Raw genomic sequence first — 25,177 nt, forward strand, 5'->3', positions numbered from 1 at the left:
GGGAGATCAAAAGCGGTAGTTCAGACTCAGAGAAACCGTATGGGTGCTGGGCTTGACGAATGTTGGACCAACCAACGCGCTGTCGTTTTGGAAATTATGGTCCGAGAAATGCGCGTAGGCGTAATCAAGGCCGACAACCCATTTGTCATTGAGCGCGTAGTCGGCGCCGACACCGATCGTCCAGCCGGTATAAGTCCTGTCAAACTTGGTATCGCCAAAACCGAGAACGCTATATCCGGTATCGTGCAGGTGCAGGAAGGCCACGCCGCCCTTAACGTAGGGTAGGAAATTGCCCATCGCATATCCGGCCTTGGCGACGATGTCGCCTTGCCAATCGGCAGCGGTCTCGAATGTTTCACTGTCGATGGTCGGCACCGTCTTCTTGTTGAACACCGCAACCAGACGAGCCTCCGCTCCGATAACGAAATTGTTGTCGAACTGGTATTGATAGCCTACTTGGCCGCCAATCGATGCCGATGTGCTGTCGCCATCATATCCGGTCGGATCGTAATTGGGGATCGTCACATCGCCCTTGAGAAAATTGACGCCGGCCACCGCGCCAATATAGGCGCCTGTCCAATTGTAAGACGTGGGCTCGACTGACAATGCATCCGCAGCAAAGGCTGACGAACAAAACCCAACAAGCATTGCCGACGTGAGTAGAACTTTCCTCATAATTCGCCTGTCGCTCCCGATCCGCCATTGCACCTAAGGGTTGATAGCATGGCTTTCAGGGGTTGCGCTGTAACACAGCGGCAACAGTGGCGCTGGAGGAGCTTAGCCTGACGTGCCGCGCGCGACCGGAGGCTAGGCCGGGCGGAGGCTGCAATATACCCAGCCGGTGTGCGCGGGTTCACTGGCGGAGATCGGCTAATTTAGTGGTAGGATGGTGGGCGTGACAAGGATTGAACTTGTGACCCCTGCAATGTCAATGCAGTGCTCTCCCGCTGAGCTACACGCCCATCCGAAGCCGCGCATACACCACTTTTGATCCGGCGCGTCAATAGCGGGAATGTGGAAAGACGGCTTCCGTTTGTCGCATCGGCGCGGCGCATCGTCGATGCCTGCCGAGGTGGCTCAGGCCGCCTGCAGCATCTTCTCGACCTCGTTGACGAGATCGCGCAGGTGGAAGGGTTTCGACAGCACCTTGGCGTCCTTGGGCGCCTTGGAATCCGGATTGAGCGCGACTGCGGCAAAGCCTGTGATGAACATCACCTTGAGGTCCGGATCGATCTCGGTGGCGCGGCGGGCAAGCTCGATGCCATCCATCTCCGGCATGACGATGTCGGTCAGGAGCAGCGAAAAAGGCTCTTCGCGCAGCCGCTCATAGGCGCTGGCGCCATTGTCGAAATCGCTTACCTGGTAGCCGGCGCGTTCCAGCGCCTTGACGAGGAAGCGGCGCATATCGTCGTCGTCTTCCGCCAGCAGAATGCGTGCCATCATATCCCGTCCGAATCACCCGCCCCAAGCCTGCCGCAGGGCAAGGCTGTTAACCATGCTGTATATGAGGATGTGTCGGTAAACATCAAGTGAATGAAGGGTGTCCCGCATCCGGTTCAAGCTGCGGTTTCGTCGCCCGAAATGCTGGACATGCCGCACGCAAGGTGGCAAGTTTTACGTCATGATGCAGTGCTGTTTCCTGGTTCGTGCAAATTGAGAACGGCAGCCGAGGATTTTTCGGTCGTCCCACCCTTCGAAATCCGATCGGGCGCCGAGCAGCGCGTCCCTTTCTTGTTCAACTCACCGCATAGCGGCCGCCACTATCCGGAGCGCTTCCTGGCCATGGCGCGGCTTGACCGCAACGCCATCCGCCGGTCGGAGGATTGCTATGTCGAGGAGCTTTTCGGCGGCGCCGTGCCGCTCGGCGCGCCACTGCTGGCGGCCAATTTTCCGCGCGCCTATCTCGATGTCAACCGCGAGCCGTGGGAACTCGATCCGCGCATGTTCGCGGAGCCGGTCCCGTCCTTCTGCAACATCCGTTCGGCGCGTGTCGCCGGCGGGCTGGGCACGGTGCCGAAGCTTGTCGGCGAAGGCCTCGATATCTATCCCGGCCGCCTGCCGCTGGCTGAGGCCGTGGCGCGCATCGAAGCGGTGTACAAGCCCTATCACGAGACGCTGAAGCGGCTCCTGACCAGAACGCATGCCAGGTTCGGCTATGCCGTGCTGATCGACTGCCACTCGATGCCGGCCAGCATACGCGTCGGCGACAACGGCGTGCGGCCCGACTTCATCATCGGCGACCGGTTCGGAATTTCGGCCTCGCCGGCGCTCACCGAGATGGCCATCGGCCTGCTTGTCCGCATGGGCTACACCGTCGCGCATAACAAGCCCTATGCGGGAGGGTTCATCACCGAACATTACGGCAGGCCGGCGCGGCATCTGCATGCGTTGCAGATCGAGGTCAATCGCGGGCTTTACATGGACGAGCGGACGTTCCAGAAATCGGCCGGCTTCGACGCCTTGGCCTGCGACCTGACCCGCTTCTCGGCCGACCTGATGTCGATGCCCGACCACCATTTCGTCGATTTGCCGCTTGCGGCGGAATGACGGCGCGGTTGGCGCGCCGAGTTCTTGTATACGCAATTCCGGACGGAAAACCGCTTCACACTTTCCCGGAATTGCCTGAAAAAAAGACCGCATCGTTTTCACGACACGGTCGAAGTCTAGGGAGGAAACGCCCAAGGAGGGCATGGACAGGAAAACCTGTCCGATGACAAAATTATTGTGCGCCGCACAAATGTCAATCGACGGCGGGCTTTTTTAATTCAATATGATGTGGAAATTCCGCTTCGGCGGCTCACATGTGACATTCGGGCAACAGAAAACGGGCGTCTGACCGGTCTTCAGCGCGCCTGTTCCGCGAGAAACAGGCAGCCGGCAACGGCCGCGATGGGGGAGAGCGACTTGGATATCAGCACCGATTTCATGCGGCGCATCGCGCATGCCGCCGCCGCCGAAACCCTGCCGCGCTTCCGCAGCCAGGGGGCGGTCACCAACAAGCTTGCGGGAAGCTTCGATCCGGTAACCGAGGCCGATCGCGAAGCCGAACGCGCGATCCGGGCGCTGATTTCGTCCGAATATCCCGAGCACGGCATCCTCGGCGAGGAGCATGGCAGCCAGAATCTCGCCAGCCGACATGTCTGGGTGATCGACCCGATCGACGGCACCCGCGCCTTCATTTCCGGCATCCCAGTGTGGGGAACGCTGGTCGGGCTGACCGTCGACGGCGAGGCGGTCGCCGGCATGATGTCACAACCCTTCACCGGCGAGCTGTTCTACGCCAACGCTTCCGGGTCGCATTATGAGGGACCGGGCGGCCCGCGCCGGCTCGCGACCCGCAAGACGACCGAACTCGCGCAAGCGACGCTGTTCACGACTACGCCGGCATTGTTCCAGGGCGATGCGCGCAAGCGCTATGACCAGTTCGAGACAAAGGTGCAGCTCGCCCGCTACGGCACCGATTGCTACGCCTTCGCCATGCTGGCGGCCGGCAGCATCGACATCGTCGCCGACCCGGGCCTGAAGCCCTACGACATCGTCGCGCTGATCCCGATCATCGAGAAGGCCGGCGGCGTCATCACCACTTTCGAAGGCGGGCCGGCAGAGAAGGGCGGCGACATACTGGCGGCAGCGACGCCCGAGCTTCACGCGGCAGCGATGGCGGCGCTGCGCGGCTGAGCACCAGGCGGCCCAAGAGACCGTTTCATGCAAAGCCGGTGCAGACTGCGGCGCGCTCTAGCTCTCGGTTGACGAAGGGTCTGCAAGGCGCAAGCCCCACAGAATGAGCGCGAAAGCAATGAGGCCGGTTGGCGCCGACGAATATCCGATGCCCTTGATCGCCGTCTCCTGAAAGGCGCTGCCGTGGAAGGCTCCGGCCGCCAGGGGCATCGTCTCGTTGCCGGCACCCCAGACGCTCGCCATCACGTAGGCGGCCAGAATGGCAAGAGCCGAATAGATCAGAAGCCAGAACGCAACCCGCGATGCGGCGGCGCTGAGATTGAGCCTTTCCCAAAGGAGACCCAGCGCCAGCAGGAGAACGGCCTCCAGGCCGCTGAGCGTATGCGCCGACAGCCCCAGGCGCGGTGCGGCGAGGTACGGGATTGCAAATCCTTCGAACGACGAAAACAGCAGCAGGGCGACGCCGATCTGCAACAGGCGATGCCCCTGACGTGACAGCGATGCGTTCATGTCCGTTCCTCCTCCCGGCACTCTCAGCTGGCGCATGGCGCCCGGAAGGTATCTAGCGCTCCGTGCCTTGGCGGAAACGAGGTGTCGCTCCCGCGCGGGCGCGCCTTCCAGTCAGCCGTTTGTGCCCGCGTTTGCCGCAGGATTGGGAATGACTATGCAGCTGACAACGCCGGCAACGCTGGCAGCTTTCAGCCGAGATTTGGCGGACGGAGCGCCGAGGTCGCGAACCCATTGGCCATGAAGCTCGTGTGCCGGCCGTAACGCGCCGCCAGCGGCGGCCCCCCACGACCGGGCGTCAAGTGGCATCGCCGGTGCCGGGAATGAAGGCGTCGAAAGCGGCCAGGAGCTGCTCGCGATATATGTCCTTCTCCTGCAGGATTTCGTGCTGAGCGCCGTCGATCATCAACAGCGAGCCGACGCGCAGTTTCCTGGCATAGGCCTCCACCGCCTTGGTCGAGACCACCCGGTCGGCGCCGGCGGCGACGATCAGCATCGGCACCTTCACCCTTGCCATGAAATCCGGATCGCTGACGGCTTTCGCGGCCGCGGCGGCGGCCCTCAGCCAGCGGATGGTCGGACCGCCGAGCGCGAGCTGCGGCCAGGCCTCGTAGATACCGACATTGCGCCGGTAGCGCGCAGGATCCGAGGTCACCTTGTTCACCTCGAAAGCGGGCGGCACTTTCGGGCGCGGACCGAGCGCGGCATAGAGCCGGCCGAGACCCAGCGCGCAGAAAACCGTGCAGACGCGCCGGACCGTGGCGATCGAGACCGGCAGGTCCGGCACCTCGAGAAAAGGAGCCAGCAGCACCATGCGTCGCACCCGGTTGACCATCGACGGCGAGGCAAGCAGCGCAATCACCGCGCCCGTGGAGTGCGCGAGGATGTAATAGGGGCCGCGGCAGTCGGGCAGCACGATTTCTTCGAAGAATTGCTCGAGATCGCGCGTATAGTCACGGAAGCTGCGGACATAGCCGCGCTGGCGGTCACGCAGCAGGCGGCTGGAATCGCCCTGGCCGCGCCAGTCGAGGATGGCGACGCCGAAGCCGCGATCGGCGAGATCGCGGATGGTCTCGAAATATTTCTCGATGCATTCGTTGCGCCCGGTCAGCAGAACCACCGTGCCCTGCAGCGGGCGGCTGACAGCGGCAAAGACGCCATAGCGGATCTTCTTGCCGTCGCGTGTGGTGAAGAAGCCGCCCGCGGCATTCTGCGGCGCGGGATTGTCCTCGGTCAGATGGAAAAGATCCGTCATGCGGCGTCGTTGCTTGTTCTTTGCCCGGACGGGCGAGGCGTCGGCATGGTGATAGACGGCCAGGCGGCAAAAGCAAAGGCGTTGCGAGGATTTACGCGGTTGCCGCGCATGACCCCCGAAAATCGGAATCGATTTCGGAAAGGATCATGCGCGAAATCAAAAGGGCTACTTCGTCCTTAGCGCGTCCAGAGGACGCGCGGCGCTGTAGCGCGGGGAAGGCCGGAAGTGCCTGCGGTGCACTTCCGGCCTCTGTCGATCCGGGAGGAAGGGACGTTGCACCCGGTTCGGCCTCGTCGCGGCGCAGGGAAGGGGGGCGCCGCTTGTCTCTCTGTCTTGACGCAATTCCGGACGGAAAACCGCTTCACACTTTTCCTGGAATTGCTCGAACTTGACCAAAGCCTAATGCCGCATGACTGAACGGATGCCGAAGCCGTGGTTCATCCACCGTTCATGAACGTGGCTGCATTGCGACCAAGGAAACCTTGAAATGGCTTTTTGAGCTTCCCAAATGAATGCTGTGGCCGCCGATGTCGGGGCCGCTGGCCTATCCGGAACGCCTTTCGAGGGTTTCGCACCAGGTCATACGCAAACCATGTTGCTCAAAGGAGAACACTCATGCGTCACGTTGATTTTTCCCCGCTTTATCGTTCGACCGTCGGCTTCGACCGGCTGTTCACCATGCTCGACTCACTCGGCCAGCCCGAGACCGCGCAGACCTACCCGCCCTATAACATCGAGCGCACCGGCGAGAACGCCTACCGCATCTCGATGGCCGTTGCCGGCTTCTCGGAAGACGAAATCTCGATCGAAGCCCACCGCAACGTGCTGACCGTCAAGGGCGAGCGCAAGGAAGAGAACAACGGCGAGGGTTCCGAGCTGCTTTACCGCGGCATCGCCTCGAGGTCCTTCGAGCGCCGCTTCCAGCTCGCCGACCACGTCGAAGTGGAAGGCGCCACGCTGAAGAACGGCCTGCTCTTCGTCGACCTCAAGCGCAACATTCCCGAGGAGCTGAAGCCGCGCAAGATCGCGATCACCTCGTCCGCGGACAAGGCCAAGCAGATCGAAACCAAGGCCGCCGCGTAATCCGCGGGGTCCATCCGTAATACCAGTCTCCTCCCGAGACGAAAGCGGCGCCGCGAGGCGCCGCTTTTCATTGTGCCACCGGCAACGCGCCGTTCTGGCTCTTTTGAAGCATGCAGCGGCGGATCATGAAGGGCGGCGATGTCCGACTTTTCCCTGCTGCTGACACTCACCGTTGCAATCACTTTCCTGCTCGCCGGTATCGTCAAGGGCGTCACCGGCATGGGCCTGCCGACGCTGGCCATGGGATTGCTTGGCACCATCATGCCGCCGGTGACCGCGGCGTCGCTGCTGATCGTGCCGTCCTTCGTCACCAATGTCTGGCAGCTTTTCGCCGGCCCGAGTTTTTCGGCGGTCCTGCGCCGGCTTTGGCTGATGATGGCGGGCATTCTGATCGGCACGATCGCCGGCTCGCGGCTGCTCGCCAGCGACAATGTCAAATGGACGACCGCCGGCCTCGGCGCGGCATTGATCATCTATGCCGCCTATAGCCTGCTCGCGCGGCAGCCTGTCGTTCCCGAGAAAAGCGAGCGCTGGTCGTCGCCGGCCGTGGGTTTCCTCACCGGCCTGGTCACGGGCGGCACCGGCGTCTTCGTAATGCCCGCCGTGCCTTACATCCAGGCGCTCGGCTTGAGCCGGGACGATCTGATCCAGGCGCTCGGTCTTTCCTTCACGGTGTCGACGATCGCCCTGGCGCTGGGCCTTGCCTCGCATGGCGTCTTCGAGGCGGGACATCTGGCGATGTCCTCGCTTGCCGTGCTGCCGGCCCTGCTCGGCATGTGGCTGGGGCAAATCCTGCGCCGGAAGATCAGCCCGGCAACTTTTCGCCGCTGGTTCCTGATTTTTCTGGTCCTGCTCGGCGTCGAGTTGTTGCTGCGGCCCTTTGTGGCCTAGCTGCAGGGCCTACTTATTATTTGCCGCAAGAACGGCTTCGACATTCCGCCGGTGAACGGCTTCGTATGGCGCGAAATACTCGGTCGCCGTGGTGGCGAAAATCTCGGCGCCGAAGGTCCGCAGATCCTGCTTGGCTAGGTCGGGATCTTGCCGGCAGGCAAGCAGCTTTCGGACGTAAGCCTCGGTGGCGTCGATGAAGCTTCTGTCATAGCCGCCGGCTTCGATCGCCTCAAAGGAACCGTGGTTGGGCAGGATCCGGTCGAACTGCCAGCTGGACATGCGCCCAAGGTCGACCAGATGCTGGCTCAGGCGCTCCGGCTCCGACACATAGGTGACCGAGTCTTCCAGCGTGTCGCCTGCCAAAAGCAGGCCGGCGTCAGGCATCAACAGCACCGTGCCGTCATGGCTGTGGATCTCGACCTGGCGCAGTTCGACGGGGATCCCTCCGACCGTCAGGCTGAGGCTGTTGTCAAACGTCCTGTTGGGCAGCACGAGCGGCTTGATCGGCGGGTTGCCGCCCTCGATTTCAGTTCGGCCGCGTTCGAGCGCCAAGGCGGTGAGGCGGTTGGCTATGATCTCGCAATCCTTAAACACCTCGTTGCCGGCGATATGATCATCGTGCCAGTGGCTGAGCACGACGCGCATCGAGGTTACGCCCATCTCCTCAAGGGTTTTCCGGACGAAGCGGGCATGGGGCAGGGATATGTGCGTGTCATAGACAAGCGCCTGCGACCCATCGACGATCGCATAGGTGCAGATGCCAAGCGTGTAAGCGCCGTCGTCAAGCCAGTTCGGCTCGTGCGACCAGATGCGAAAGCCTTCGATGCGGCCGTCATAGAAGCCCAGCACGTTCGGCGCCGGACGGACCAGCCGCATCGTCGAGCCGAGAGACGGCTTGGTCATCTGGCTGCTCCCGAGTGCCACAAGCTCAGCCAAGCAACTGGCCCAAACGGTCGATCTCTTGCGTCGTGGTGGCGAAGCTGGCGACGAAGCGGTAGATCGCTTCACTATCGCCGAGGTGGCCATCGAACCCCTGCGGCACGCCCCATTCGTAGAATTTGGCGCCGGCCGCTTGCAGCTTTTCCGCGGTGGCCCGACCGAGAATGGCAAACACTTCGTTGGCCTGCGGCAGCCAGGCGAGCTTGCCGGCCGGCGCATCCTCGATCGTCTCGGCCAGATGCGCGGCCATCGCATTGGCGTGGCCTGCCATCCTCAACCACAGATCGTCGGTGAAATAGGCCTCGAACTGGGCCGAGATGAAGCGGGCCTTGGAAAAAGTCTGTCCGGCGCGCTGGCGCAGCAGGCGCAGATCCTTGCCGACATCCGGATTGAGAACCACCACCGCATCGGCCATCCAGCAGCCATTCTTGGTGCCGCCGAAGGATATAAGATCGACGCCGCTCTTCCAGGTCATTTCGGCCGGGCTGACGCCGGTCGCGGCAATCGCATTGGCGAAGCGCGCGCCGTCCATGTGCAGCGGCAGCTTGTGGCGGCGGCTGACCTCGGCGATCGCCTTGACATCGTCGACGCTGTAGACCGTGCCGACCTCGGTCGCCTGGGTCACGGTGACCGCCATCGGCTGGCCGGCGGGGGCCAGGTCCTGCGAATATCGCTTGATGGTCCGGTCGAGAGCCTCCGGGGTCATGCGCCCCAGCGGTCCCGCCACCGGCGCCATGCGCGCGCCGCCGGTGTAGAAACCCATCGCGCCGAACTCGTCGACGTTCATATGCGCTTCGTAATGGCAAAGCGCGATACCGCCGATGCGGTTCAACGCAGCCATCGAAAGCGCGTTGGCCGCCGTGCCGGTCGCGACGAAGAAGACCTGCACCTCGCGCTCGAAGATCTCGTTGAAGCGACGATAGACGGCGCGGTCCAGATCGCCGTCGCCATAGGCGGTCGCGATGCCTGCGGCATGGCGCGACAGGTTGGCCGAAATGTCGGGATGGACGCCCGCCCAGTTGTCGGATGCAAAGAACATCGAAAAGTCCGTATCGTGATTGGCGAAAGCGGCGGGACTTGATCGCTTCGGCAGTCGAAGCGCAAGGGCCAATCGTGGGCAAAGCGGTGAAGCCAGCAATCGACGCCAAAATGCCTGGACCAAAGCTTGCGTTTCCGGCGCCCGTCACGAAATTTTGTGTCGCGCGGCGCCCAAGTTTTTTGTGAATCGGTCTTGTGCGGCTGTCTGATTTCTGCCATAAAAAATTTAGGACAGTAGTGCTGTCTTATTTTGTCGCACAAAACAGGCCGGACTGGCGTATCATCGCTGCCATTTCGGCCATTGTCGCGAGCGGCGGGTAGACGGCCCGGCTCTGGCCTGTACGATACCGGATGCGAACCGGGCGTATAGCCGTTTGGTTCGGTGGATTTCGCGAGACGTGCAGCAACATGAAGGGGAAGCATCATGCTTCCCAAGGCAAACCAGCGTCCCGAGACAGTCGGGGCCAAGGTGGAGAACGGAGGATAGGACGATGACGGAACTGACGCCATCTGCGATCAACGGCCAGGCCGCGCAGACGAAAGCGGCAGCCGTTAAAAATACCGTCCTGGCCAAAGGGCTGCGAACCGCCAACGGCATGACCGCGCAGGGCCTCTATGATCCGCGCAACGAGCATGACGCCTGCGGCGTCGGCTTCATCGCCAATATGAAGGGCGTGAAGTCGCACGGGATCGTCGAGGACGGTCTGGCGATGCTGGAAAACCTCACCCATCGCGGCGCCGTCGGCGCCGATCCGCTGGTCGGCGACGGCGCCGGCGTTCTGGTGCAGATCCCGGACGCTTTCTTCCGCGAAGAAATGGCGGTCGTGGGCGTCGAACTGCCGCCGGCCGGTCAATACGGCGTAGGCCATTGGTTCATGCCGCAAGACGCGGCGCTGCGCGCCCATATCGAAGAGATCATCGCCGAATCGGCGCAGTCGGAAGGGCTGCCGCTTATCGGCTTCCGCGACGTGCCGGTCGACAATTCGTCGCTGTCGAAGGCGCCGGACATCGTGGCGTCCGAGCCGTTCCATCGGCAGGTGTTCATCGGCCGCACGGCCGACATTCCGGACGACGAGGAGTATGAGGCGCGGCTTTACCTGCTGCGCAAGGTGATCTCGGGCCGCATCTATGCCGAGAACGACAACAAGGATGTCGGCGCCTATTGCGTGTCGCTGTCGGCGCGCACCATCGTCTACAAGGGCATGTTCCTGGCCTACCAGGTCGGCGCCTATTACAAGGACCTCAGGGATCCGCGTTTCGAGACGGCGCTGATCCTCGTCCACCAGCGCTTCTCGACCAACACCTTCCCGTCATGGAAGCTGGCGCATCCCTATCGCATGGTCGCGCACAACGGGGAGATCAACACCGTGCGCGGCAACAACAACTGGATGGCGGCGCGCCAGGCCTCGGTCGATTCCGAGCTGTTCGGCAACAACATTTCGAAGCTCTGGCCGATCTCCTATGAAGGCCAATCGGACACGGCGTGCTTCGACAACGCGCTCGAGTTCCTGTTCCAGGGCGGCTACTCGCTCACCCACGCCATGATGATGCTGATCCCGGAAGCCTGGGCCGGCAACAAGCTGATGGACGCCGACCGCAAGGCTTTCTACGAGTACCATGCGGCGCTGATGGAGCCGTGGGACGGACCGGCGGCGGTGGTCTTCACCGACGGCCGCCAGATCGGCGCCACGCTCGACCGCAACGGCCTGCGCCCGGCGCGCTACATCGTCACCGACGACGACCGCGTCATCATGGCGTCGGAAGCCGGCGCGCTGCCGGTGCCGGAAGAAAAGATCGTGCAGAAGTGGCGGCTGCAGCCCGGCCGCATGCTGCTGATCGACCTCGCCAAGGGCCGCATCGTCTCCGACGAGGAGATCAAGTCGGAGATCGCGACCAGGCACCCCTACAAGACCTGGCTCGCCAACACGCAGCTCATCCTCGAAGATTTGAAGCCGGTCGAGCCGCGCGCACTGCGCAAGGATGTCAGCCTGCTCGATCGCCAGCAGTCCTTCGGCTACACGCAGGAAGACACCAAGCTTCTGATGGCGCCGATGGCGACCACCGGCCAGGAAGCGGTGGGTTCGATGGGCACCGACACGCCGATCTCGGCGATGTCGGACAAGTCGAAGCTGCTCTACACCTATTTCAAGCAGAACTTCGCCCAGGTCACCAACCCGCCGATCGACCCGATCCGCGAGGAGCTGGTGATGAGCCTGGTATCGTTCATCGGGCCGCGGCCCAACATCTTCGACCTCGTCGGCACGTCGCGCCGCAAGCGGCTCGAGGTGCGCCAGCCGATCCTGACCAATGGCGATCTGGAAAAGATCCGCTCCATCGGCCACACCGAGGATAGGTTCGACACCAAGACGATCGACATCACCTACGGCTCGAACGAGGGCGCCGCCGGCATGCAAGGCGCTATCGACCGGCTCTGCGAGCGCGCGGAGGCGGCGGTCGCCGGCGGCTACAATATCATTATCCTGTCCGACCGCCAGGTCGGCCCCGACCGCATCGCGATCCCATCGCTGCTGGCGACGGCGGCCGTGCATCATCACCTGATCCGCAAGGGCCTGCGCACCGCGGTCGGCCTCGTGGTGGAATCCGGCGAGCCGCGCGAGGTGCATCATTTCTGCTGCCTGGCAGGCTACGGCGCGGAGGCGATCAATCCCTATCTCGCCTTCGACACGCTGCTCGACATGCACAAGCGTGGCGAGCTGCCGGAAGAGGTCGACGAATACGAGGTGGTCTCGCGCTACATCAAGTCGATCGGCAAGGGCATCCTCAAGGTGATGTCCAAGATGGGCATCTCGACCTACCAGTCCTATTGCGGCGCGCAGATCTTCGACGCCATCGGGCTGAAGTCGGACTTCGTCGAGAAGTATTTCACCGGCACGGCGACGCTGATCGAAGGCGTCGGCCTGGACGAGATCGCCACCGAGACGCTCAGCCGCCACAGCGACGCCTTCGGCAGCGATCCGGTGCTGCGCAACAACCTCGAGGTTGGCGGCGAGTACATGTTCCGCATGCGCGGCGAGGCGCATATGTGGTCGCCCGATGCCGTCGCCAGCCTGCAGCACGCCGTGCGGCAGGGCTCCTGGGACACGTTCAAGGACTATTCGGCGCAGATCGACAGCGCGACCGCGCGCGCCCAGACCATTCGCGGCCTGTTCAAGATCAGAACAGCGGACGAGACCGGCCGCAAGAAGGTCGCGATCGAGGACGTCATGCCGGCGGCCGAGATCGTCAAGCGCTTCTCGACCGGGGCGATGTCGTTCGGCTCGATCTCCAGGGAAGCGCACACTACGCTGGCGCGGGCCATGAACGCCATCGGCGGCAAGTCCAACACCGGCGAGGGCGGCGAAGAGGCCGACCGCTACCTGCCGCTGCCCGGCGGCGGCAAGAACCCGGAACGGTCGGCGATCAAGCAGGTCGCGTCGGGCCGCTTCGGTGTCACGGCGGAGTATCTGGTCAATTCCGATGTCATGCAGATCAAGGTGGCGCAGGGCGCCAAGCCCGGCGAGGGCGGCCAGTTGCCCGGACACAAGGTCGACGCGACCATCGCCAAGGTCAGGCACTCGACGCCTGGCGTCGGCCTGATCTCGCCGCCGCCGCATCATGACATCTATTCGATCGAGGATCTGGCGCAGCTGATCTACGATCTGAAGAACGTCAATCCGGCGGCCGACGTCTCGGTCAAGCTGGTGTCGGAGGTCGGTGTCGGCACGGTCGCGGCGGGCGTCGCCAAGGCGCGCGCCGACCACATCACCATCTCCGGTTATGACGGCGGTACCGGCGCTTCGCCGCTGACCTCGCTCAAGCATGCCGGCAGCCCGTGGGAAATGGGCCTTGCCGAAACGCATCAGACGCTGGTGCTCAACGGCTTGCGCTCGCGCGTCGCGCTGCAGGTCGATGGCGGCCTGCGCACCGGGCGCGACGTCATCATCGGCGCGCTGCTCGGCGCCGACGAGTTCGGCTTCTCGACCGCGCCGCTGATCGCGGCCGGCTGCATCATGATGCGCAAGTGCCACCTCAACACCTGCCCGGTCGGCGTGGCGACGCAGGACCCGGTGTTGCGCAAGCGCTTCAAGGGCACGCCAGAGCACGTCATCAACTTCTTCTTTTACGTGGCGGAAGAGGTGCGGGCGCTGCTTGCCGACATGGGCTTCACCCATATCGACCAGATCATCGGCGACACCGATCTCCTGGAAAAGCGCGACGTCATCCAACACTGGAAGGCGCGCGGGCTCGATTTCTCCAAGATGTTCTTCAAGCCGGACGCGCCGCACGAGGCGCTGCACTGGACCGAGCGGCAGAAGCATCCGATCGACGACGTGCTCGACCGCAAGCTGATCGAGCTGGCGAAGCCGGCGCTGGACGCCAAGCAGCCGGTCACCATCGAGCTGCCGATCCGCAATGTCGACCGCTCTGTCGGCGCCATGCTGTCGGGTGAAGTCGCCAAGCGTTTCAAGCACAAGGGCCTGCGCGAGGACACGATCAAGGTGAAGCTGACCGGCACCGCCGGCCAGTCCTTCGCCGCCTTCCTGGCGCGCGGCGTCTCCTTCGAGCTGGTCGGCGCCGGCAACGACTATGTCGGCAAGGGCCTGTCGGGCGGCCGCATCGTCATCCGCCCGCCGCAAGAGGCCAAGATCGTCGCGGCGGACTCGATCATCGTCGGCAACACGGTGCTCTACGGCGCCACCGAAGGCGAGGCCTATTTCGCCGGCGTCGCCGGCGAGCGTTTCGCCGTGCGCAATTCCGGCGTGGCGGCCGTCGTCGAGGGCGTCGGCGACCACGGCTGCGAATACATGACCGGCGGCATTGTCGTCGTGCTCGGCAAGACCGGGCGCAACTTCGCGGCCGGCATGTCGGGCGGCGTCGCCTATGTGCTGGACGAGAAGGGCGATTTCGCCGAGCGCTGCAACATGGCGATGGTCGAGCTCGAGCCTGTCCCGGAAGAGGACGACCTGATGGAGAAGCTGCTCCATCACGGCGGCGACCTCGACCACAAGGGCCGCGTCGACGTGTCGGGCGACATGACCAGCCATGACGAGGAACGGCTCTACCAGCTGATCTCGAACCACGTGCATTTCACCGGTTCGGTGCGCGGCCGTGAGATCCTCGACGACTGGCAGAATTTTAGGCCGAAATTCCGGAAAATCATGCCGGTGGAATATCGCCGCGCACTGATCGAGATGGAACGCATGCGTATGAGCGTGGCGGCGGAATAGGTTTTCGGGCACGGCCCGGAAGATGACTTTCCGGCCGGCCTCCTCACCAACAATCCTGACCTCCAGAGCATGATCCCGACAAGTGGGAACCGGTTTTCGGCGAAGGTCATGCTCCAACAGGTGCGGTTGCCACGGCAGCCTTATGGGGTTAACGGGTGCGCGACAAAAGCGTGCCTTCGGACAGCAGGGACTGGACTATGGGCAAGGTAACAGGCTTTCTCGAGATCGACCGGCAGGTGCACAAGTACCAGCCTGCCTCGGACCGCGTCCGGCACTTCCGTGAATTCACGCTGCCGATGTCGGACAAGGAGGTCGAGAAACAGGCCGCGCGTTGCATGGATTGCGGCATTCCGTTCTGCCACGGGCCGACCGGCTGCCCGATCCATAATCAGATCCCGGACTGGAACGACCTCGTCTACAATGGCGACTGGAACAACGCGATCCGCAACCTGCATTCGACCAACAATTTCCCCGAGTTCACCGGCCGCATCTGTCCCGCGCCCTGCGAGGAAGCCTGCACGCTGAATCTCGAGGACATTCCGGTCGCCATCAAGACGGTCGAGCAGGCGATCGCCGACAAGGCTTATGAGACCGGCCACATCCGGCCCTATCCGCCGGAGAAGAAGACCGGCAAGCGCGTTGCCGTCATCGGCTCAGGCCCGGCCGGCATGGCAGCGGCGCAGCAGCTCGGCCGCGCCGGTCATGACGTGCATGTCTATGAGCGCGAAAGCCGCCCCGGCGGGCTGATGCGCTACGGCATACCGGACTTCAAGATCGAGAAGCACTATATCGACCGGCGCATCGAGCAGATGCAGGGCGAGGGGGTGACCTTCCATTGCGGCGTCAATGTCGGCGTGGACATGAAAGCGGCCGATCTGCTCGGGGAATTCGACGCTGTGCTCTATTGCGGCGGTTCGGAGACGCCGCGTCCGGCCGGCATTCCGGGCAGCGACCTCAGCGGCGTCTATGACGCGATGCCCTATCTGGTGCAGCAGAACCGTCGCGTCGGCGGCGAGCCGATCCAGTCGGTGGCCTGGCCCTCGCACCCGATCATTGCCGGTGGCCAGCATGTCGTGGTCGTCGGCGGCGGCGACACCGCGTCCGACTGCATCGGCACCGCCTTCCGCCAGGGCGCGGTGCGCGTGACGCAGCTCGACATCCGCCCGCAGCCGCCGGAGAAGGAAGACAAGCTTGCCGTCTGGCCCTACTGGGCGACGAAAATGCGCACGTCCTCCTCGCAGGCCGAGGGCGCCGAGCGCGAATTCCAGGTGGCGACGCTCGAGTTCATCGGCGAGGAAGGCCAGCTGACCGGTGTTCGCTGCTGCGAGGTCGACGACAAGCGCAAGCCGATCGCCGGCAGCGAGTTCGTCATCCGCGCCGATCTCGCCTTCATCGCCATCGGCTTCGCCGGTCCGGCGGGCGACAGCCTGATGAAGGAGCTCGACGGCAAGATCAAAGTCGTCACCGACAGCCGCCGCTCGAACAATGTCGAGGCCAACGATCGCGATTACAGGACCAGCGTAGACAAGCTCTATGCGGCGGGCGACGTGCGCCGCGGCCAGTCGCTGGTGGTGTGGGCGATCCGCGAGGGCCGCCAGGCGGCGCGCTCGATCGACGAGGCGCTGATGGGATCGACGGTGCTGCCGCGGTAAGGCTTCAAAGCACTCACTGAGCCGTAAGCTTTCTTGAAGCGCTAACCGGCCAGCAGCTTTACCGCCCAGTAGAGGCCGATGGCCATCTGGACCGCGAACGCGGAAAATCGAGCCTTGACCGCGTTTGGACTTGTCGACGCCAGATGAATGGCCGACTGGATTAGCCGCGCGGCAATAAACCAGTATGCAAGTGGGTCGGTGATCCCCGTCCGCGAAGTCATCATGGCAACGCCCATGAGGCCCCCGAATATCGGGAGTCCCTCAATGCAATTTGCGTGGGCTCGCGCAAGCCGCTGCAAAAAGGGCGAAAGACCCGCGTTATCCGGCGTGAAGCCATTTGCCGGGATGCGGCCGCTCACCACAAGATGGGTGCGCAGGATCTCCATCCATACAAGCAGGAGGAGGGTCCAAGTTACGAAGCCAAGCAAGGCATAGCCCGTCGCCGACATGTTCGCCCCCTGTAATCCCAGCCGAATAGAACAATGCCATTGTTCGGCCTGGCGTGAAATCGCTTTCGCGCAGGACGATCTAAGGGTGATCTCCTTAACGGATATCCCGACGAATCCGATGGACGTCGATTAAGGGCTGGCGGGCGTGGGGTCCGACTCGACGGCTGCTGTCGCCGGCTGCGTCTTCGGCGGCCACGAAAAATCGTCGGCGCGGCCCGGCGAGGCGGCGGGCGCCTTGCCTTCGACGATCAGTTTTTCGCCTGGCAGGTTCGGATCGGCCCTGGCCGGCTGCGCGGCGCCGAGCAGCTCGGTGCCGCCGTCGAGTGCCGGGTCGCCGAGAAGCATCGGCGCGGTGCGGTCGACGATGACGGGCGCCGCGGCCGGTTTCGGCGCCTCGACCGGAGCGCCGGCCGGCGCCGACACGGTCGTGACGCTTCCCGGCGCCGCCAAGCCCAGGATCTTCGCCAGCGGCTTTTCCGTATAGAAGGCGAGCTTGCGCTTGCCGGCCTTGGTGACGTTGATGCCGTCGTCGGAACGCAGGCGAACAGGCTGGCCGTTGATGTCCGGGCCGGAGGTGACGAAAGCGCCGTTCTCGTCGACGAAGCCGTCCCAGACGTCGACGAATTCGCCGCCATGCTTTTCGGCGACCGAATGGTAGATGTCGTTGAAGGCGAGCATGTCCGAGTTCATCTTCGACACACCGAAAGCCGGCATGCCGACCCACAGGAACGGCACCTTGGTGTCCTGGATGGCCTTGCCGAGCGCATCGGCGCGGCGCTCGTATTCCTTGGTCCAGTTCTCCGAGCGCGGCTGCTCGCGCACCTCACCGACCCGCATCTGCTGGCGGTCATTGGAGCCCAGCATGACGATCACGGCCGACGGCTTCTCGGTCTCGATCAACGACTTGATCTCGACCGGCCAGTTATAGAAATCGTCGCGAACGAAGCCCGACGACCCGTTGGCGCGGGCGACGATCCTGACTGCGGGATTGTCGGCAAAGGCGGTGTCCAGGCCCTCGGCCAGCCCGCCCGCCAGAAAATCGCCGACCACCAGCACGACATGGGCGTCGTTCGTCTTCTCGACGATCGGCGTTTCCGGCTCGGCCGGCGGGCGCGGCTTGGATTTCTTCTTCGGTTTCGGCCTTGATTTCTGGATCTCGAACGGTGGCTCGACGCGTTCGCTGCGGCGCGGGAACAGAAGGTCACGCAACGACCAGCCGCGGCTTTCCTCCTGCGCGAATGCCGGTGCGTGGAAGGCGCCGACGGCAGTGACGACGAGCACGGCCAGGGCGAGAACCAGGATCGGCGCCCGGCGAATGCCCTGCCTGATACGCGCAACCGAAACCAAACACCTCTCCATCCCTTGGCGCATGACCGGAAGACGTGGGAAAGTCATGCAAGCCGAAGCGCTACAGCATCCTTGCCGTCTTTGAGAGGATGCTGGCGCTTCCCCAGGCTTTACTGCTTGCGGAGCCATTTGAGCACTTCCAGGCTCGGATAGCCATCCTGGTTCAAGCCGACCTTGGCCTGGTAGGCCATGATGGCGGCTTTCGAGCCGTCGCCGATCTTGCCGTCGAACTTGCCGTCATAGTAGCCGTGATCTGAAAGCCGCTTCTGCAGTTCCTGCCGTTCCTCGAAGCTGAGCTTGGTGAAAGGCCGCTGCCAGTCCTGCACCAGGCCGGTGCCGCCGGCGATCTCGTCGGCCAGAAGGCCCACGGCCAAAGCGTATTTGTCGGCGTTGTTGTAGGCCTTGATGACAGAGAAATTCCTGATCATCAGGAAGGCGGGTCCACCTCGGCCGTCCGGCACTTTCAACGTCGCCTTGTCGGTCAGGTTCTTGAACGGCTTGCCGCTGGCCCTGACGACGCCGAGCGCCTGCCATTGGGCGATCGTCTTTGCGCCGCCGGGCAATTTGCCTGCCGGTATGGAGACCTCATAGCCCCAGGTCTTGCCGGCCTGCCAGCCGTTCTTCTTGAGCAGATTGGCAGAGGTCGCCAGCGCGTCGGGGATCGAACTCCAGATGTCGCGCTTGCCATTGCCGTCCATGTCGACCGCATAGCGTTGGTAGCTGGTCGGGATGAATTGGGTCTGGCCCATCGCGCCTGCCCAGGAGCCCATCAGATGGCTTTCATCGATGTCGCCGGTCTGCAGGATCTTCAAGGCCGCGATCAGTTGGGTGCGGGCATATTTCGACCGCTTCGGATCGCCATAGGCAAGCGTCGCCAGCGAGCGGACGACGTTGCGCATGATGTCGTCGCGCTTGAGCGTCTCGCCATAGTTCGATTCCATCGACCAGATGGCCAAAAGGATGTTGCGGTCGACACCGAACCGCGCCTCGATGCGATCGAGCCACGGCCTCCATTTCTTCGCCATCGCCTGGCCGTTGGCGACTGCCTGGTCGTGCACGCGGTTGTCGAAATAGTCCCAGGCGGGCGCGGTGAATTCCGGCTGGGTGCGGGCCTTTTCCAGCACGACCGGGTCGGGCTCGATGCCTCTCATGGACTGATCGTAGACCGCCCCCGAAACGCCGCCCGCCACCGCGGTTGCGCGGAAATCCGAGACCCACTGGCGGAATCCGGCATCGGCGAAAGCGGGTCCGGCGGGCATCAGCAAGGCCAGCGTGAGGCCGGCGGCCGTCGCCAGTGCCGTCAGGCGCCTCGCGGTGTTGCGAACGGACATCATTTCCTCCTTCGTCAAATCAGGAAGATCATTCAACGCCGAACCGGGTTAGCATTTGGTTTACCATAGGTCCCGCGGGGAACGAAAAGAGGTGTCGCGGCTTTTAGTTCTCACGTTCACTGCTCGCCCTTAATCCAACATTCCGGCGTGAAAATGATTTCCGTCGGGAAATGTTTGGGGGATTGCGGAGCGTGCCGCCGAGCGGATAATTGGCTGAAACGCAGGGGGTGTCAGCATGAAGCGCGTTCGCAAGGCAGTTTTCCCGGTCGCCGGCCTCGGCACGCGGTTTCTTCCGGCCACCAAGGCCATCCCGAAGGAAATGCTCACCGTCGTCGACCGGCCGGTCATCCAATATGTGGTCGATGAGGCACGCGAGGCCGGCATCGAGCATTTCATCTTCGTGACCGGACGCAACAAGGCGGTCATCGAGGACCATTTCGACGTCCAGTTCGAGCTGTATGACACGCTTGCCCAGCGCGGGAAGGACGATCAGCTCGCCCGCCTGCAGCGGCTTCAGCCGGCGCCGGGACAGACGAGCTTCACGCGCCAGCAGGTGCCGATGGGCCTTGGCCACGCCGTCTGGTGCGCCCGCGAGCTGGTCGGCGAGGAGCCGTTCGCCTTGCTTTTGCCGGACATGATCATGCAGTCGGAAAAGAGCTGCACGAGGAGTATGGTCGAACTCTATGCCGAGACCGGCAACAATATCGTCGCCGTGCAGGAATGCGATCCGGCGGAAGCGCATAAATACGGCATCGTCGGCCGCGGCGAGGACGCGCATCACGGCTTCCGCATCACCGGCATGGTGGAGAAGCCGAAACAGGGGACCGCGCCCTCCAATCTCTACATCAACGGCCGCTACATCCTGCAGCCGGAAATCTTCGGCATCCTGGAGAGCCAGGAGCGTGGCGCCGGCAACGAGATTCAGCTGACCGACGCGATGCTGAAGCTGGAGAAAGAGCAGCCCTTCTACGGCTATCACTACAAGGGGCGCACGTTCGATTGCGGCTCGCCGGAAGGTTTCGTCGAGGCCAATGTCGCCTTCGCGCTCTGGCGTAGCGACATGAACGGAAGCATGGCCGGCGTCATCCGCACGCTGCTGGACGAGGTGCGGCCGGTAGAGCGGCGCGGCGCCGCGTCTTAGCCTATGCCGATATTCAGGTGAGGCCGGTCTGCGAACGGCAGTTTCCTGCGCTTCCGGTGCTCACGTACTTTGAGTACGCTCAGCTCCGGTTCTCGGAAGCCACCGTTCTCGACTCGGCCTGACCTGAATCTCGGCATAGGCTTGGCGGTTGCTGCCCTTCAGCGCTGGACCTTCAGGCCGAGATAGACGCTGTTGGTCGTATAGTCTCGGCCAGGCAGGTTGCTGGTCAGCTTCTCCGTCCTCACCCTGGTGGTGACCCCGGCATAGCGGTTCAACCACCAGGTCAGCCCGGCCTCGGCGCTCAGGATCAGATCGTGGCCGTCGGAGCCGGTGTAATCGCGCCAGTCGAGGCCGAGCGCCGAGTTCGCCGTCAGATTGGCGCGGATCTGGCGCTCGCCGGTCAGACGGCCGGAGTAGAGGATATCGCCGCTCTCATTAGCCGTCGTGGTTGTTTCGACCCTGGTCTTGCCGGTCAGGCCTATAGTGGTGCCGCGCTCGGGCGACCATTTGAGGTCGGCATCGATGCTCGGACCCGCTACCGCCGGAAGGCGGTTGTCGTCGATCGCCTCGCGCAGCCAGCCGACAGAAAATTCGCCGGACAACTTCTCGCCCATGTCGAGCTCGAGCCCGGCGCGCGCGCCAAGCCTGGTCGAGGATCGCTCGAAGCCGTCGGTGTCGACGCGCAGGTCATAGAGGCGCCGCCCGGCCTCGACTTCCGTGAACGGCGTCAGCGCCGGCGAAATCTCGTAACCGGTGCGCAAGGTCGCGGTGTAGAGCGTGGAGTCGCGATCCTTCTGCGAAACGGTGGTGCCGTCGGAGAGTTCGGCATCGCCGTAGAAATCATGCGAGACCGCGCCGGTCAGCGCGTAGCGCATCTTGCCGACACTCTTTTCGAGACCGAGGCTGCCGTCGACGGTCTGGCGCAGCGGCTGTTGGGAGACACCGGCGATCGCATCCGGCGAGGAGGCCGATTCTGGCGCGGCCTCGTAGCCCAGCTTGGCGATGGCGCGCAGCTCGTTGTCGAGGTCGACATTGAGCTGGCCCTCGATACGGCCCTGCGCATCGTTGATCTTCTGGCCAGAGACGGTATTGCGGAACTGGCCGTAGCCGGTGATCAAAGCCGAATTCTCGCGCCAGTCGGAGGTCGCAGTGAAGCGCAGCGCCGTCTCGGACAGAACCGCCGATTTGCCGGTGCTGCTGGAATCGGCATTGGAGGTCGCGGTGAAGCCCTGCTCGAGCGTCGGCCGGAAGAGAAAGGTGCCGACCTTGACGCCCGGCGCGGCGAAGGGATCCTCCTCCGGCTTGACCTTCCGGCCTTCAATGGAGGCGGTGCGCTCCTGACCGGGGTCCAGCTTCTGCTTGTCGACGCTGTCGATGGTGACGGCACGGCGGTTGCTGCCGTCATTGTCGTCGGTGGCGGTGGCGTCGGTCCGGTTGCCTGTGCCGGCGGTCGCGGCGGTGGTCGTGCTGTCCGTCGTTTCGCCGGGTTTTTTCTTGGCCCTTTGCTTGTCGGCGGTCTTGGCGCCGGCCTTGGCGTCCTGAGCACGCTGCTTTGCCATCGAAGGTCGGCGGGGTTTTACCGGAGCCTTCGTGACGGCCAATGGATCATCCGTTGCCTGCGGCTGATCGAAGATGCTGTCCGTCGCGCCCGCCGTCTGATCATCATCGGGAACGGCGCCGGGGCTTGACGGTTGGTAGGTCGTCGATGCCGTGTCCTGGACGGCGGCGGCGGGCGGGGTCTGACCCTGCGATCCCCGCGCCCGCCTGGCCTTGCGCTGCTGGTCGGCGAGTATGGCCGACTCGGAGACCTCGCCGCGCAGCTCGGTTTCCTGCGAGAATGCCGGCGCGGGATGCAGCAAGGCTAGCGCGCTTGCCGTCAGCAGCAGTGCTGCAAGGGCAAGGCCGCTTCGGCCGATTTTCGTTTCAGACTGGCCCCCGGACATCGTCACCACTGCTTGCGCGGCGCGGTTGCGCCATACTTACCGAACCGTAAATGCGGATGGTTAACGGAGGGTTGAGAGACCCGCCTCTGGGCCCCCAATCGGAGGTTGAAGGCAATTCCGTTGGACAGGGGCGCGGCAAAGCGCTAATCGCTTGCGCCATGCATGCGGGGTCCCCAGAAAGAAAGCAGCCGAACAGGCAGGCCGTGATCGAATCGGCGCTGAGAACGGTGGCGACGGAGCAGACCGGCGTGGCGGCCCTGGCCGCCGCGCTCGCAAACGGGCTGACCGAGCCTTTTGCCGCCGCGATCGACCTGATCTCGCGGATCGAGGGCCGCGTCATCGTCACCGGCGTCGGCAAGAGCGGCCATATCGGCGCCAAGATCGCCGCGACGCTTGCCTCGACCGGCACGCCAGCCTTTTTCGTCCATCCCGCCGAGGCCAATCACGGCGATCTCGGCATGATCGCCAAGGACGACGCCATCATCGCCATGTCGTGGTCGGGCGAAAGCAAGGAATTGATGGGCATCGTCGCCTATTCGAGGCGTTTTTCCATCCCGCTGATCGCCATTACTTCCGGCGAGAGCTCGGCGCTGGCGCGTGCGGCCGATGTGGTCTTGCTGCTGCCGGTCGTGCCCGAGGCTTGTCCGCACGGGCTGGCTCCGACGACATCGACGCTTCTCCAACTCGTACTGGGCGACGCGTTGGCCATCGCTCTGCTCGAAGCGCGGGGCTTCACGCCGGATCACTTCCGTACCTTGCACCCCGGCGGGCAGCTTGGCGCCAACCTGACCCTGGTGTCGGAGATCATGCGGACCGGCGATCAGGTGCCGCTCGCCCTGCTCGGCACCAAGATGCCGGAAGCGGTGATGACGCTGTCGCAGAAGAAAGTCGGGTGCGTCTGCATTGTCGATGCGAGCGGCAAACTGGTCGGGATCGTGACCGACGGCGACGTTGCACGCAATCTGCATCGCAATCTGGCCGACGTGACCGTCGATGAGGTCATGACCCGCACGCCCAAGACGATCGATCCGCAGACGCTGGCGGGCACGGCGATCGCCATGCTCAACGAGCACAATATCGGCGCACTGGTCGTGACCAAAGACAAAATGCCGGTGGGCGTAGTTCACTTCCACGACCTGCTGCGCATTGGCGCAGCCTAGTCACGCACTTTTCCAGGAATTGCCTTAGTCTCAGCCCGTCCGATACCTGTCTCGGTTCAAGCCGCCTCGACCGTCAGCTCCAGGTCGGTGTCGGCGGCGCCGACAACGCGCACTTGCGTGCCGGCAGGGAGGTCAGGACCGGAAACGCGCCACAGCGTGTCGCCGAGCTTGATGCGGCCGCGGCCGTCCTTGATCGGCTCGGCCAGCGTCGCCAGCTTGCCCACCATCTGCGCGCCGCGGCGGTTGAGCAGCGGCTGGTCGGCATCGTCGTGGCGGCCGGCCATCAGTTTCTTGCCGACGAAAGCCGAGATCAGCGACAGGATCAGGAACGCCAGCACCTGCACCTGCCAGGTCCAGAAAGCGGCGTCCCATATCGCCAGCGACACGGCGCCGACGATGAGCGCGGCGATGCCGATCCACAGCATGAAGACGCCCGGCGCGACGATCTCCATCACCAGGAGCACGAAGCCCAGAACCATCCAGTTCCACGGGCCGAGTTCGGAAACGATACGGTCGAACATGGGAGCAGCCTCCTATGATCTCAGGTTTCGTTCGGCCGAACCAGCGGCGGGCGTGCGGCCTGCCGCTGCGCGCCGGCCGTACCTTCACTCCTGAAAACTTCCTTGGCGATCTCGCCGATGCCGCCGAGCGTTCCGATCAGCGACGAGGCTTCAAGCGGCATCAGCACCACCTTGCTGTTCGTGGCCGAGCCGATCCTGGTCAACGCCTCGGTATATTTCTGGGCGATGAAGTAGTTGAGCGCCTGCACGTCGCCCTTGGCGATGGCTTCCGACACGACCTGCGTCGCCTTGGCCTCCGCTTCGGCCGAGCGCTCGCGCGCCTCGGCGTCGCGGAAGGCTGCTTCCCTGCGGCCCTCGGCCTCGAGGATCTGCGACTGCTTGAGGCCTTCGGCGGCCAGGATCTGGGCGCGCTTGTTGCGCTCGGCCGTCATCTGGCGGCCCATAGATTCGATCAGATTGGCCGGCGGATTGATGTCCTTGATCTCGACGCGGGTGATCTTGATGCCCCACGGATGCGCCGCCTCGTCGACGACGCGCAACAGGCGCTCGTTGATGGCGTCGCGATTGGACAGCAATTCGTCGAGGTCCATCGAGCCCATGACGGTACGGATGTTGGTCATGGTCAGGTTGAGAATGGCGTTCTGCAGCCCGGCCACCTGATAAGCGGCCTGCGCGGCATTGAGGATCTGGTAGAAGGCGATGCCGTCCACACCGACGATGGCGTTGTCGCGAGTGATGATCTCCTGCGTCGGCACGTCGAGCACCTGCTCCATCATATTCATCTTGGCGCCGACGCGCTCGAAGATGGGGTTGATGATGTTCAGGCCAGGCGTCAGCGTCTTGGTGTACCGGCCGAAGCGTTCCACCGTGTAATTATAACCTTGCGGCACCGTCTTGATGCCTTTGAAAAGAAGGATGATGACCAAGAAGACAAGAACAATGATGGCAATATCGAAACCGCTGAAGCCCATTTCGTTTCTCCCTCAAAAGGCGGCGACCTCACGGAATCACTTA

Annotated in this window: 20 protein-coding genes and 1 tRNA gene; 8 read left to right on the top strand and 13 right to left on the bottom strand. The window is 63.6% G+C overall.

Features of this window, described 5'->3' with window-relative positions; translation table 11 throughout:
- Window positions 1-6 precede the first annotated feature (6 nt).
- The 3 genes from LB529_RS08690 to cpdR all read right to left on the bottom strand — a co-directional run bounded on the left by LB529_RS08690 (window position 7) and on the right by cpdR (window position 1,440).
- Window positions 7-675, bottom strand: coding sequence for an outer membrane protein (locus LB529_RS08690; protein ID WP_224710833.1), 669 nt, complete (start codon window positions 673-675; stop codon window positions 7-9).
- Window positions 676-887: 212 nt separating this feature from the next.
- Window positions 888-962: transfer RNA gene (locus LB529_RS08695), tRNA-Val, on the bottom strand.
- A gap of 115 nt (window positions 963-1,077) precedes the next feature.
- Window positions 1,078-1,440, bottom strand: coding sequence for a cell cycle two-component system response regulator CpdR (cpdR, locus tag LB529_RS08700; RefSeq protein ID WP_006199474.1), 363 nt, complete (start codon window positions 1,438-1,440; stop codon window positions 1,078-1,080).
- A gap of 150 nt (window positions 1,441-1,590) precedes the next feature.
- On the opposite strand from cpdR, the gene LB529_RS08705 reads away from it, so the two are divergent.
- Together LB529_RS08705 and hisN are read left to right on the top strand one after the other, a co-directional pair.
- On the top strand, window positions 1,591-2,547 hold the full coding sequence (locus LB529_RS08705; protein ID WP_224524158.1) for an N-formylglutamate amidohydrolase: 957 nt from the start codon (window positions 1,591-1,593) through the stop codon (window positions 2,545-2,547).
- Window positions 2,548-2,904: 357 nt separating this feature from the next.
- Window positions 2,905-3,678: a histidinol-phosphatase gene (hisN, locus tag LB529_RS08710; RefSeq protein ID WP_140632455.1), complete on the top strand. Its 774-nt coding sequence runs from the start codon at window positions 2,905-2,907 to the stop codon at window positions 3,676-3,678.
- 57 nt (window positions 3,679-3,735) lie between these two features.
- On the opposite strand, the gene LB529_RS08715 is transcribed toward hisN, so the two are convergent.
- Both LB529_RS08715 and LB529_RS08720 read right to left on the bottom strand, forming a co-directional pair.
- Window positions 3,736-4,188 (bottom strand): hypothetical protein, encoded by a 453-nt coding sequence (locus LB529_RS08715; protein WP_224707789.1) that lies wholly within the window; start codon window positions 4,186-4,188, stop codon window positions 3,736-3,738.
- 295 nt (window positions 4,189-4,483) lie between these two features.
- Complete coding sequence (locus LB529_RS08720; protein WP_224707790.1) at window positions 4,484-5,440, bottom strand: alpha/beta fold hydrolase; 957 nt, start codon at window positions 5,438-5,440, stop codon at window positions 4,484-4,486.
- A 615-nt stretch (window positions 5,441-6,055) separates the two neighbouring features.
- Between LB529_RS08720 and LB529_RS08725 the strand changes: the two genes are divergently transcribed.
- Both LB529_RS08725 and LB529_RS08730 read left to right on the top strand, forming a co-directional pair.
- A complete protein-coding gene (locus LB529_RS08725; protein ID WP_224710834.1) occupies window positions 6,056-6,523 on the top strand; it encodes an Hsp20 family protein in 468 nt (155 codons plus the stop codon).
- A 138-nt stretch (window positions 6,524-6,661) separates the two neighbouring features.
- Window positions 6,662-7,414 (top strand): sulfite exporter TauE/SafE family protein, encoded by a 753-nt coding sequence (locus tag LB529_RS08730; RefSeq protein ID WP_224710835.1) that lies wholly within the window; start codon window positions 6,662-6,664, stop codon window positions 7,412-7,414.
- Between the two features lie 9 nt (window positions 7,415-7,423).
- Here the strand turns inward: LB529_RS08730 and LB529_RS08735 are convergent, their stop codons facing one another.
- Together LB529_RS08735 and LB529_RS08740 are read right to left on the bottom strand one after the other, a co-directional pair.
- Window positions 7,424-8,317 (bottom strand): MBL fold metallo-hydrolase, encoded by an 894-nt coding sequence (locus LB529_RS08735; RefSeq protein ID WP_224710836.1) that lies wholly within the window; start codon window positions 8,315-8,317, stop codon window positions 7,424-7,426.
- Between the two features lie 25 nt (window positions 8,318-8,342).
- Window positions 8,343-9,392, bottom strand: coding sequence for a threonine aldolase family protein (locus LB529_RS08740; protein ID WP_224710837.1), 1,050 nt, complete (start codon window positions 9,390-9,392; stop codon window positions 8,343-8,345).
- A gap of 490 nt (window positions 9,393-9,882) precedes the next feature.
- Between LB529_RS08740 and gltB the strand changes: the two genes are divergently transcribed.
- Together gltB and LB529_RS08750 are read left to right on the top strand one after the other, a co-directional pair.
- Entirely contained in the window at window positions 9,883-14,619 is a 4,737-nt protein-coding gene (gltB, locus tag LB529_RS08745; protein WP_224710838.1) for a glutamate synthase large subunit, read from the top strand.
- Window positions 14,620-14,816: 197 nt separating this feature from the next.
- A complete protein-coding gene (locus tag LB529_RS08750; protein ID WP_224710839.1) occupies window positions 14,817-16,271 on the top strand; it encodes a glutamate synthase subunit beta in 1,455 nt (484 codons plus the stop codon).
- A 41-nt stretch (window positions 16,272-16,312) separates the two neighbouring features.
- Here LB529_RS08750 and LB529_RS08755 read toward each other — a convergent pair whose 3' ends face one another.
- The 3 genes from LB529_RS08755 to LB529_RS08765 form a co-directional block, all read right to left on the bottom strand.
- Window positions 16,313-16,720, bottom strand: a complete 408-nt coding sequence (locus LB529_RS08755) for an MAPEG family protein (RefSeq protein ID WP_224710840.1) — start codon at window positions 16,718-16,720, stop codon at window positions 16,313-16,315.
- Window positions 16,721-16,849: 129 nt separating this feature from the next.
- Window positions 16,850-18,067, bottom strand: a complete 1,218-nt coding sequence (locus LB529_RS08760; protein WP_224710841.1) for a DUF459 domain-containing protein — start codon at window positions 18,065-18,067, stop codon at window positions 16,850-16,852.
- A 110-nt stretch (window positions 18,068-18,177) separates the two neighbouring features.
- Window positions 18,178-19,398: a lytic murein transglycosylase gene (locus LB529_RS08765; protein WP_224543544.1), complete on the bottom strand. Its 1,221-nt coding sequence runs from the start codon at window positions 19,396-19,398 to the stop codon at window positions 18,178-18,180.
- Window positions 19,399-19,633: 235 nt separating this feature from the next.
- On the opposite strand from LB529_RS08765, the gene galU reads away from it, so the two are divergent.
- Window positions 19,634-20,539: a UTP--glucose-1-phosphate uridylyltransferase GalU gene (gene galU, locus LB529_RS08770; protein ID WP_140842140.1), complete on the top strand. Its 906-nt coding sequence runs from the start codon at window positions 19,634-19,636 to the stop codon at window positions 20,537-20,539.
- Between the two features lie 158 nt (window positions 20,540-20,697).
- Here the strand turns inward: galU and LB529_RS08775 are convergent, their stop codons facing one another.
- Window positions 20,698-22,482, bottom strand: a complete 1,785-nt coding sequence (locus LB529_RS08775) for an outer membrane beta-barrel protein (RefSeq protein WP_224710842.1) — start codon at window positions 22,480-22,482, stop codon at window positions 20,698-20,700.
- 158 nt (window positions 22,483-22,640) lie between these two features.
- On the opposite strand from LB529_RS08775, the gene LB529_RS08780 reads away from it, so the two are divergent.
- Window positions 22,641-23,642 (top strand): SIS domain-containing protein, encoded by a 1,002-nt coding sequence (locus tag LB529_RS08780; protein WP_224710843.1) that lies wholly within the window; start codon window positions 22,641-22,643, stop codon window positions 23,640-23,642.
- A 56-nt stretch (window positions 23,643-23,698) separates the two neighbouring features.
- Here the strand turns inward: LB529_RS08780 and LB529_RS08785 are convergent, their stop codons facing one another.
- Together LB529_RS08785 and LB529_RS08790 are read right to left on the bottom strand one after the other, a co-directional pair.
- Window positions 23,699-24,163 carry an NfeD family protein gene (locus LB529_RS08785; RefSeq protein WP_095766329.1) on the bottom strand — a complete coding sequence of 155 codons (465 nt, stop codon included), beginning with the start codon at window positions 24,161-24,163 and terminating at the stop codon, window positions 23,699-23,701.
- Between the two features lie 20 nt (window positions 24,164-24,183).
- Window positions 24,184-25,134, bottom strand: a complete 951-nt coding sequence (locus LB529_RS08790; RefSeq protein ID WP_224543403.1) for an SPFH domain-containing protein — start codon at window positions 25,132-25,134, stop codon at window positions 24,184-24,186.
- Window positions 25,135-25,177: the final 43 nt, after the last annotated feature.

Origin of the sequence: Mesorhizobium sp. CA5 (assembly GCF_020165105.1) — a bacterium.
Taxonomy (GTDB): domain Bacteria; phylum Pseudomonadota; class Alphaproteobacteria; order Rhizobiales; family Rhizobiaceae; genus Mesorhizobium.

Coding starts and splice junctions, on each gene's coding strand:
- LB529_RS08725 (WP_224710834.1), top strand. CDS start 6,056: ATGCGTCACGTTGATTTTTCCCCGCTTTATCGTTCGACCGTCGGCTTC.
- LB529_RS08790 (WP_224543403.1), bottom strand. CDS start 25,134: ATGGGCTTCAGCGGTTTCGATATTGCCATCATTGTTCTTGTCTTCTTG.
- gltB (WP_224710838.1), top strand. CDS start 9,883: ATGACGGAACTGACGCCATCTGCGATCAACGGCCAGGCCGCGCAGACG.
- LB529_RS08765 (WP_224543544.1), bottom strand. CDS start 19,398: ATGTCCGTTCGCAACACCGCGAGGCGCCTGACGGCACTGGCGACGGCC.
- cpdR (WP_006199474.1), bottom strand. CDS start 1,440: ATGGCACGCATTCTGCTGGCGGAAGACGACGACGATATGCGCCGCTTC.
- LB529_RS08755 (WP_224710840.1), bottom strand. CDS start 16,720: ATGTCGGCGACGGGCTATGCCTTGCTTGGCTTCGTAACTTGGACCCTC.
- LB529_RS08705 (WP_224524158.1), top strand. CDS start 1,591: ATGCCGCACGCAAGGTGGCAAGTTTTACGTCATGATGCAGTGCTGTTT.
- LB529_RS08690 (WP_224710833.1), bottom strand. CDS start 675: ATGAGGAAAGTTCTACTCACGTCGGCAATGCTTGTTGGGTTTTGTTCG.
- galU (WP_140842140.1), top strand. CDS start 19,634: ATGAAGCGCGTTCGCAAGGCAGTTTTCCCGGTCGCCGGCCTCGGCACG.
- LB529_RS08730 (WP_224710835.1), top strand. CDS start 6,662: ATGTCCGACTTTTCCCTGCTGCTGACACTCACCGTTGCAATCACTTTC.
- LB529_RS08715 (WP_224707789.1), bottom strand. CDS start 4,188: ATGAACGCATCGCTGTCACGTCAGGGGCATCGCCTGTTGCAGATCGGC.
- LB529_RS08720 (WP_224707790.1), bottom strand. CDS start 5,440: ATGACGGATCTTTTCCATCTGACCGAGGACAATCCCGCGCCGCAGAAT.
- LB529_RS08785 (WP_095766329.1), bottom strand. CDS start 24,163: ATGTTCGACCGTATCGTTTCCGAACTCGGCCCGTGGAACTGGATGGTT.
- LB529_RS08780 (WP_224710843.1), top strand. CDS start 22,641: ATGCATGCGGGGTCCCCAGAAAGAAAGCAGCCGAACAGGCAGGCCGTG.
- LB529_RS08735 (WP_224710836.1), bottom strand. CDS start 8,317: ATGACCAAGCCGTCTCTCGGCTCGACGATGCGGCTGGTCCGTCCGGCG.
- LB529_RS08775 (WP_224710842.1), bottom strand. CDS start 22,482: ATGTCCGGGGGCCAGTCTGAAACGAAAATCGGCCGAAGCGGCCTTGCC.
- LB529_RS08740 (WP_224710837.1), bottom strand. CDS start 9,392: ATGTTCTTTGCATCCGACAACTGGGCGGGCGTCCATCCCGACATTTCG.
- LB529_RS08750 (WP_224710839.1), top strand. CDS start 14,817: ATGGGCAAGGTAACAGGCTTTCTCGAGATCGACCGGCAGGTGCACAAG.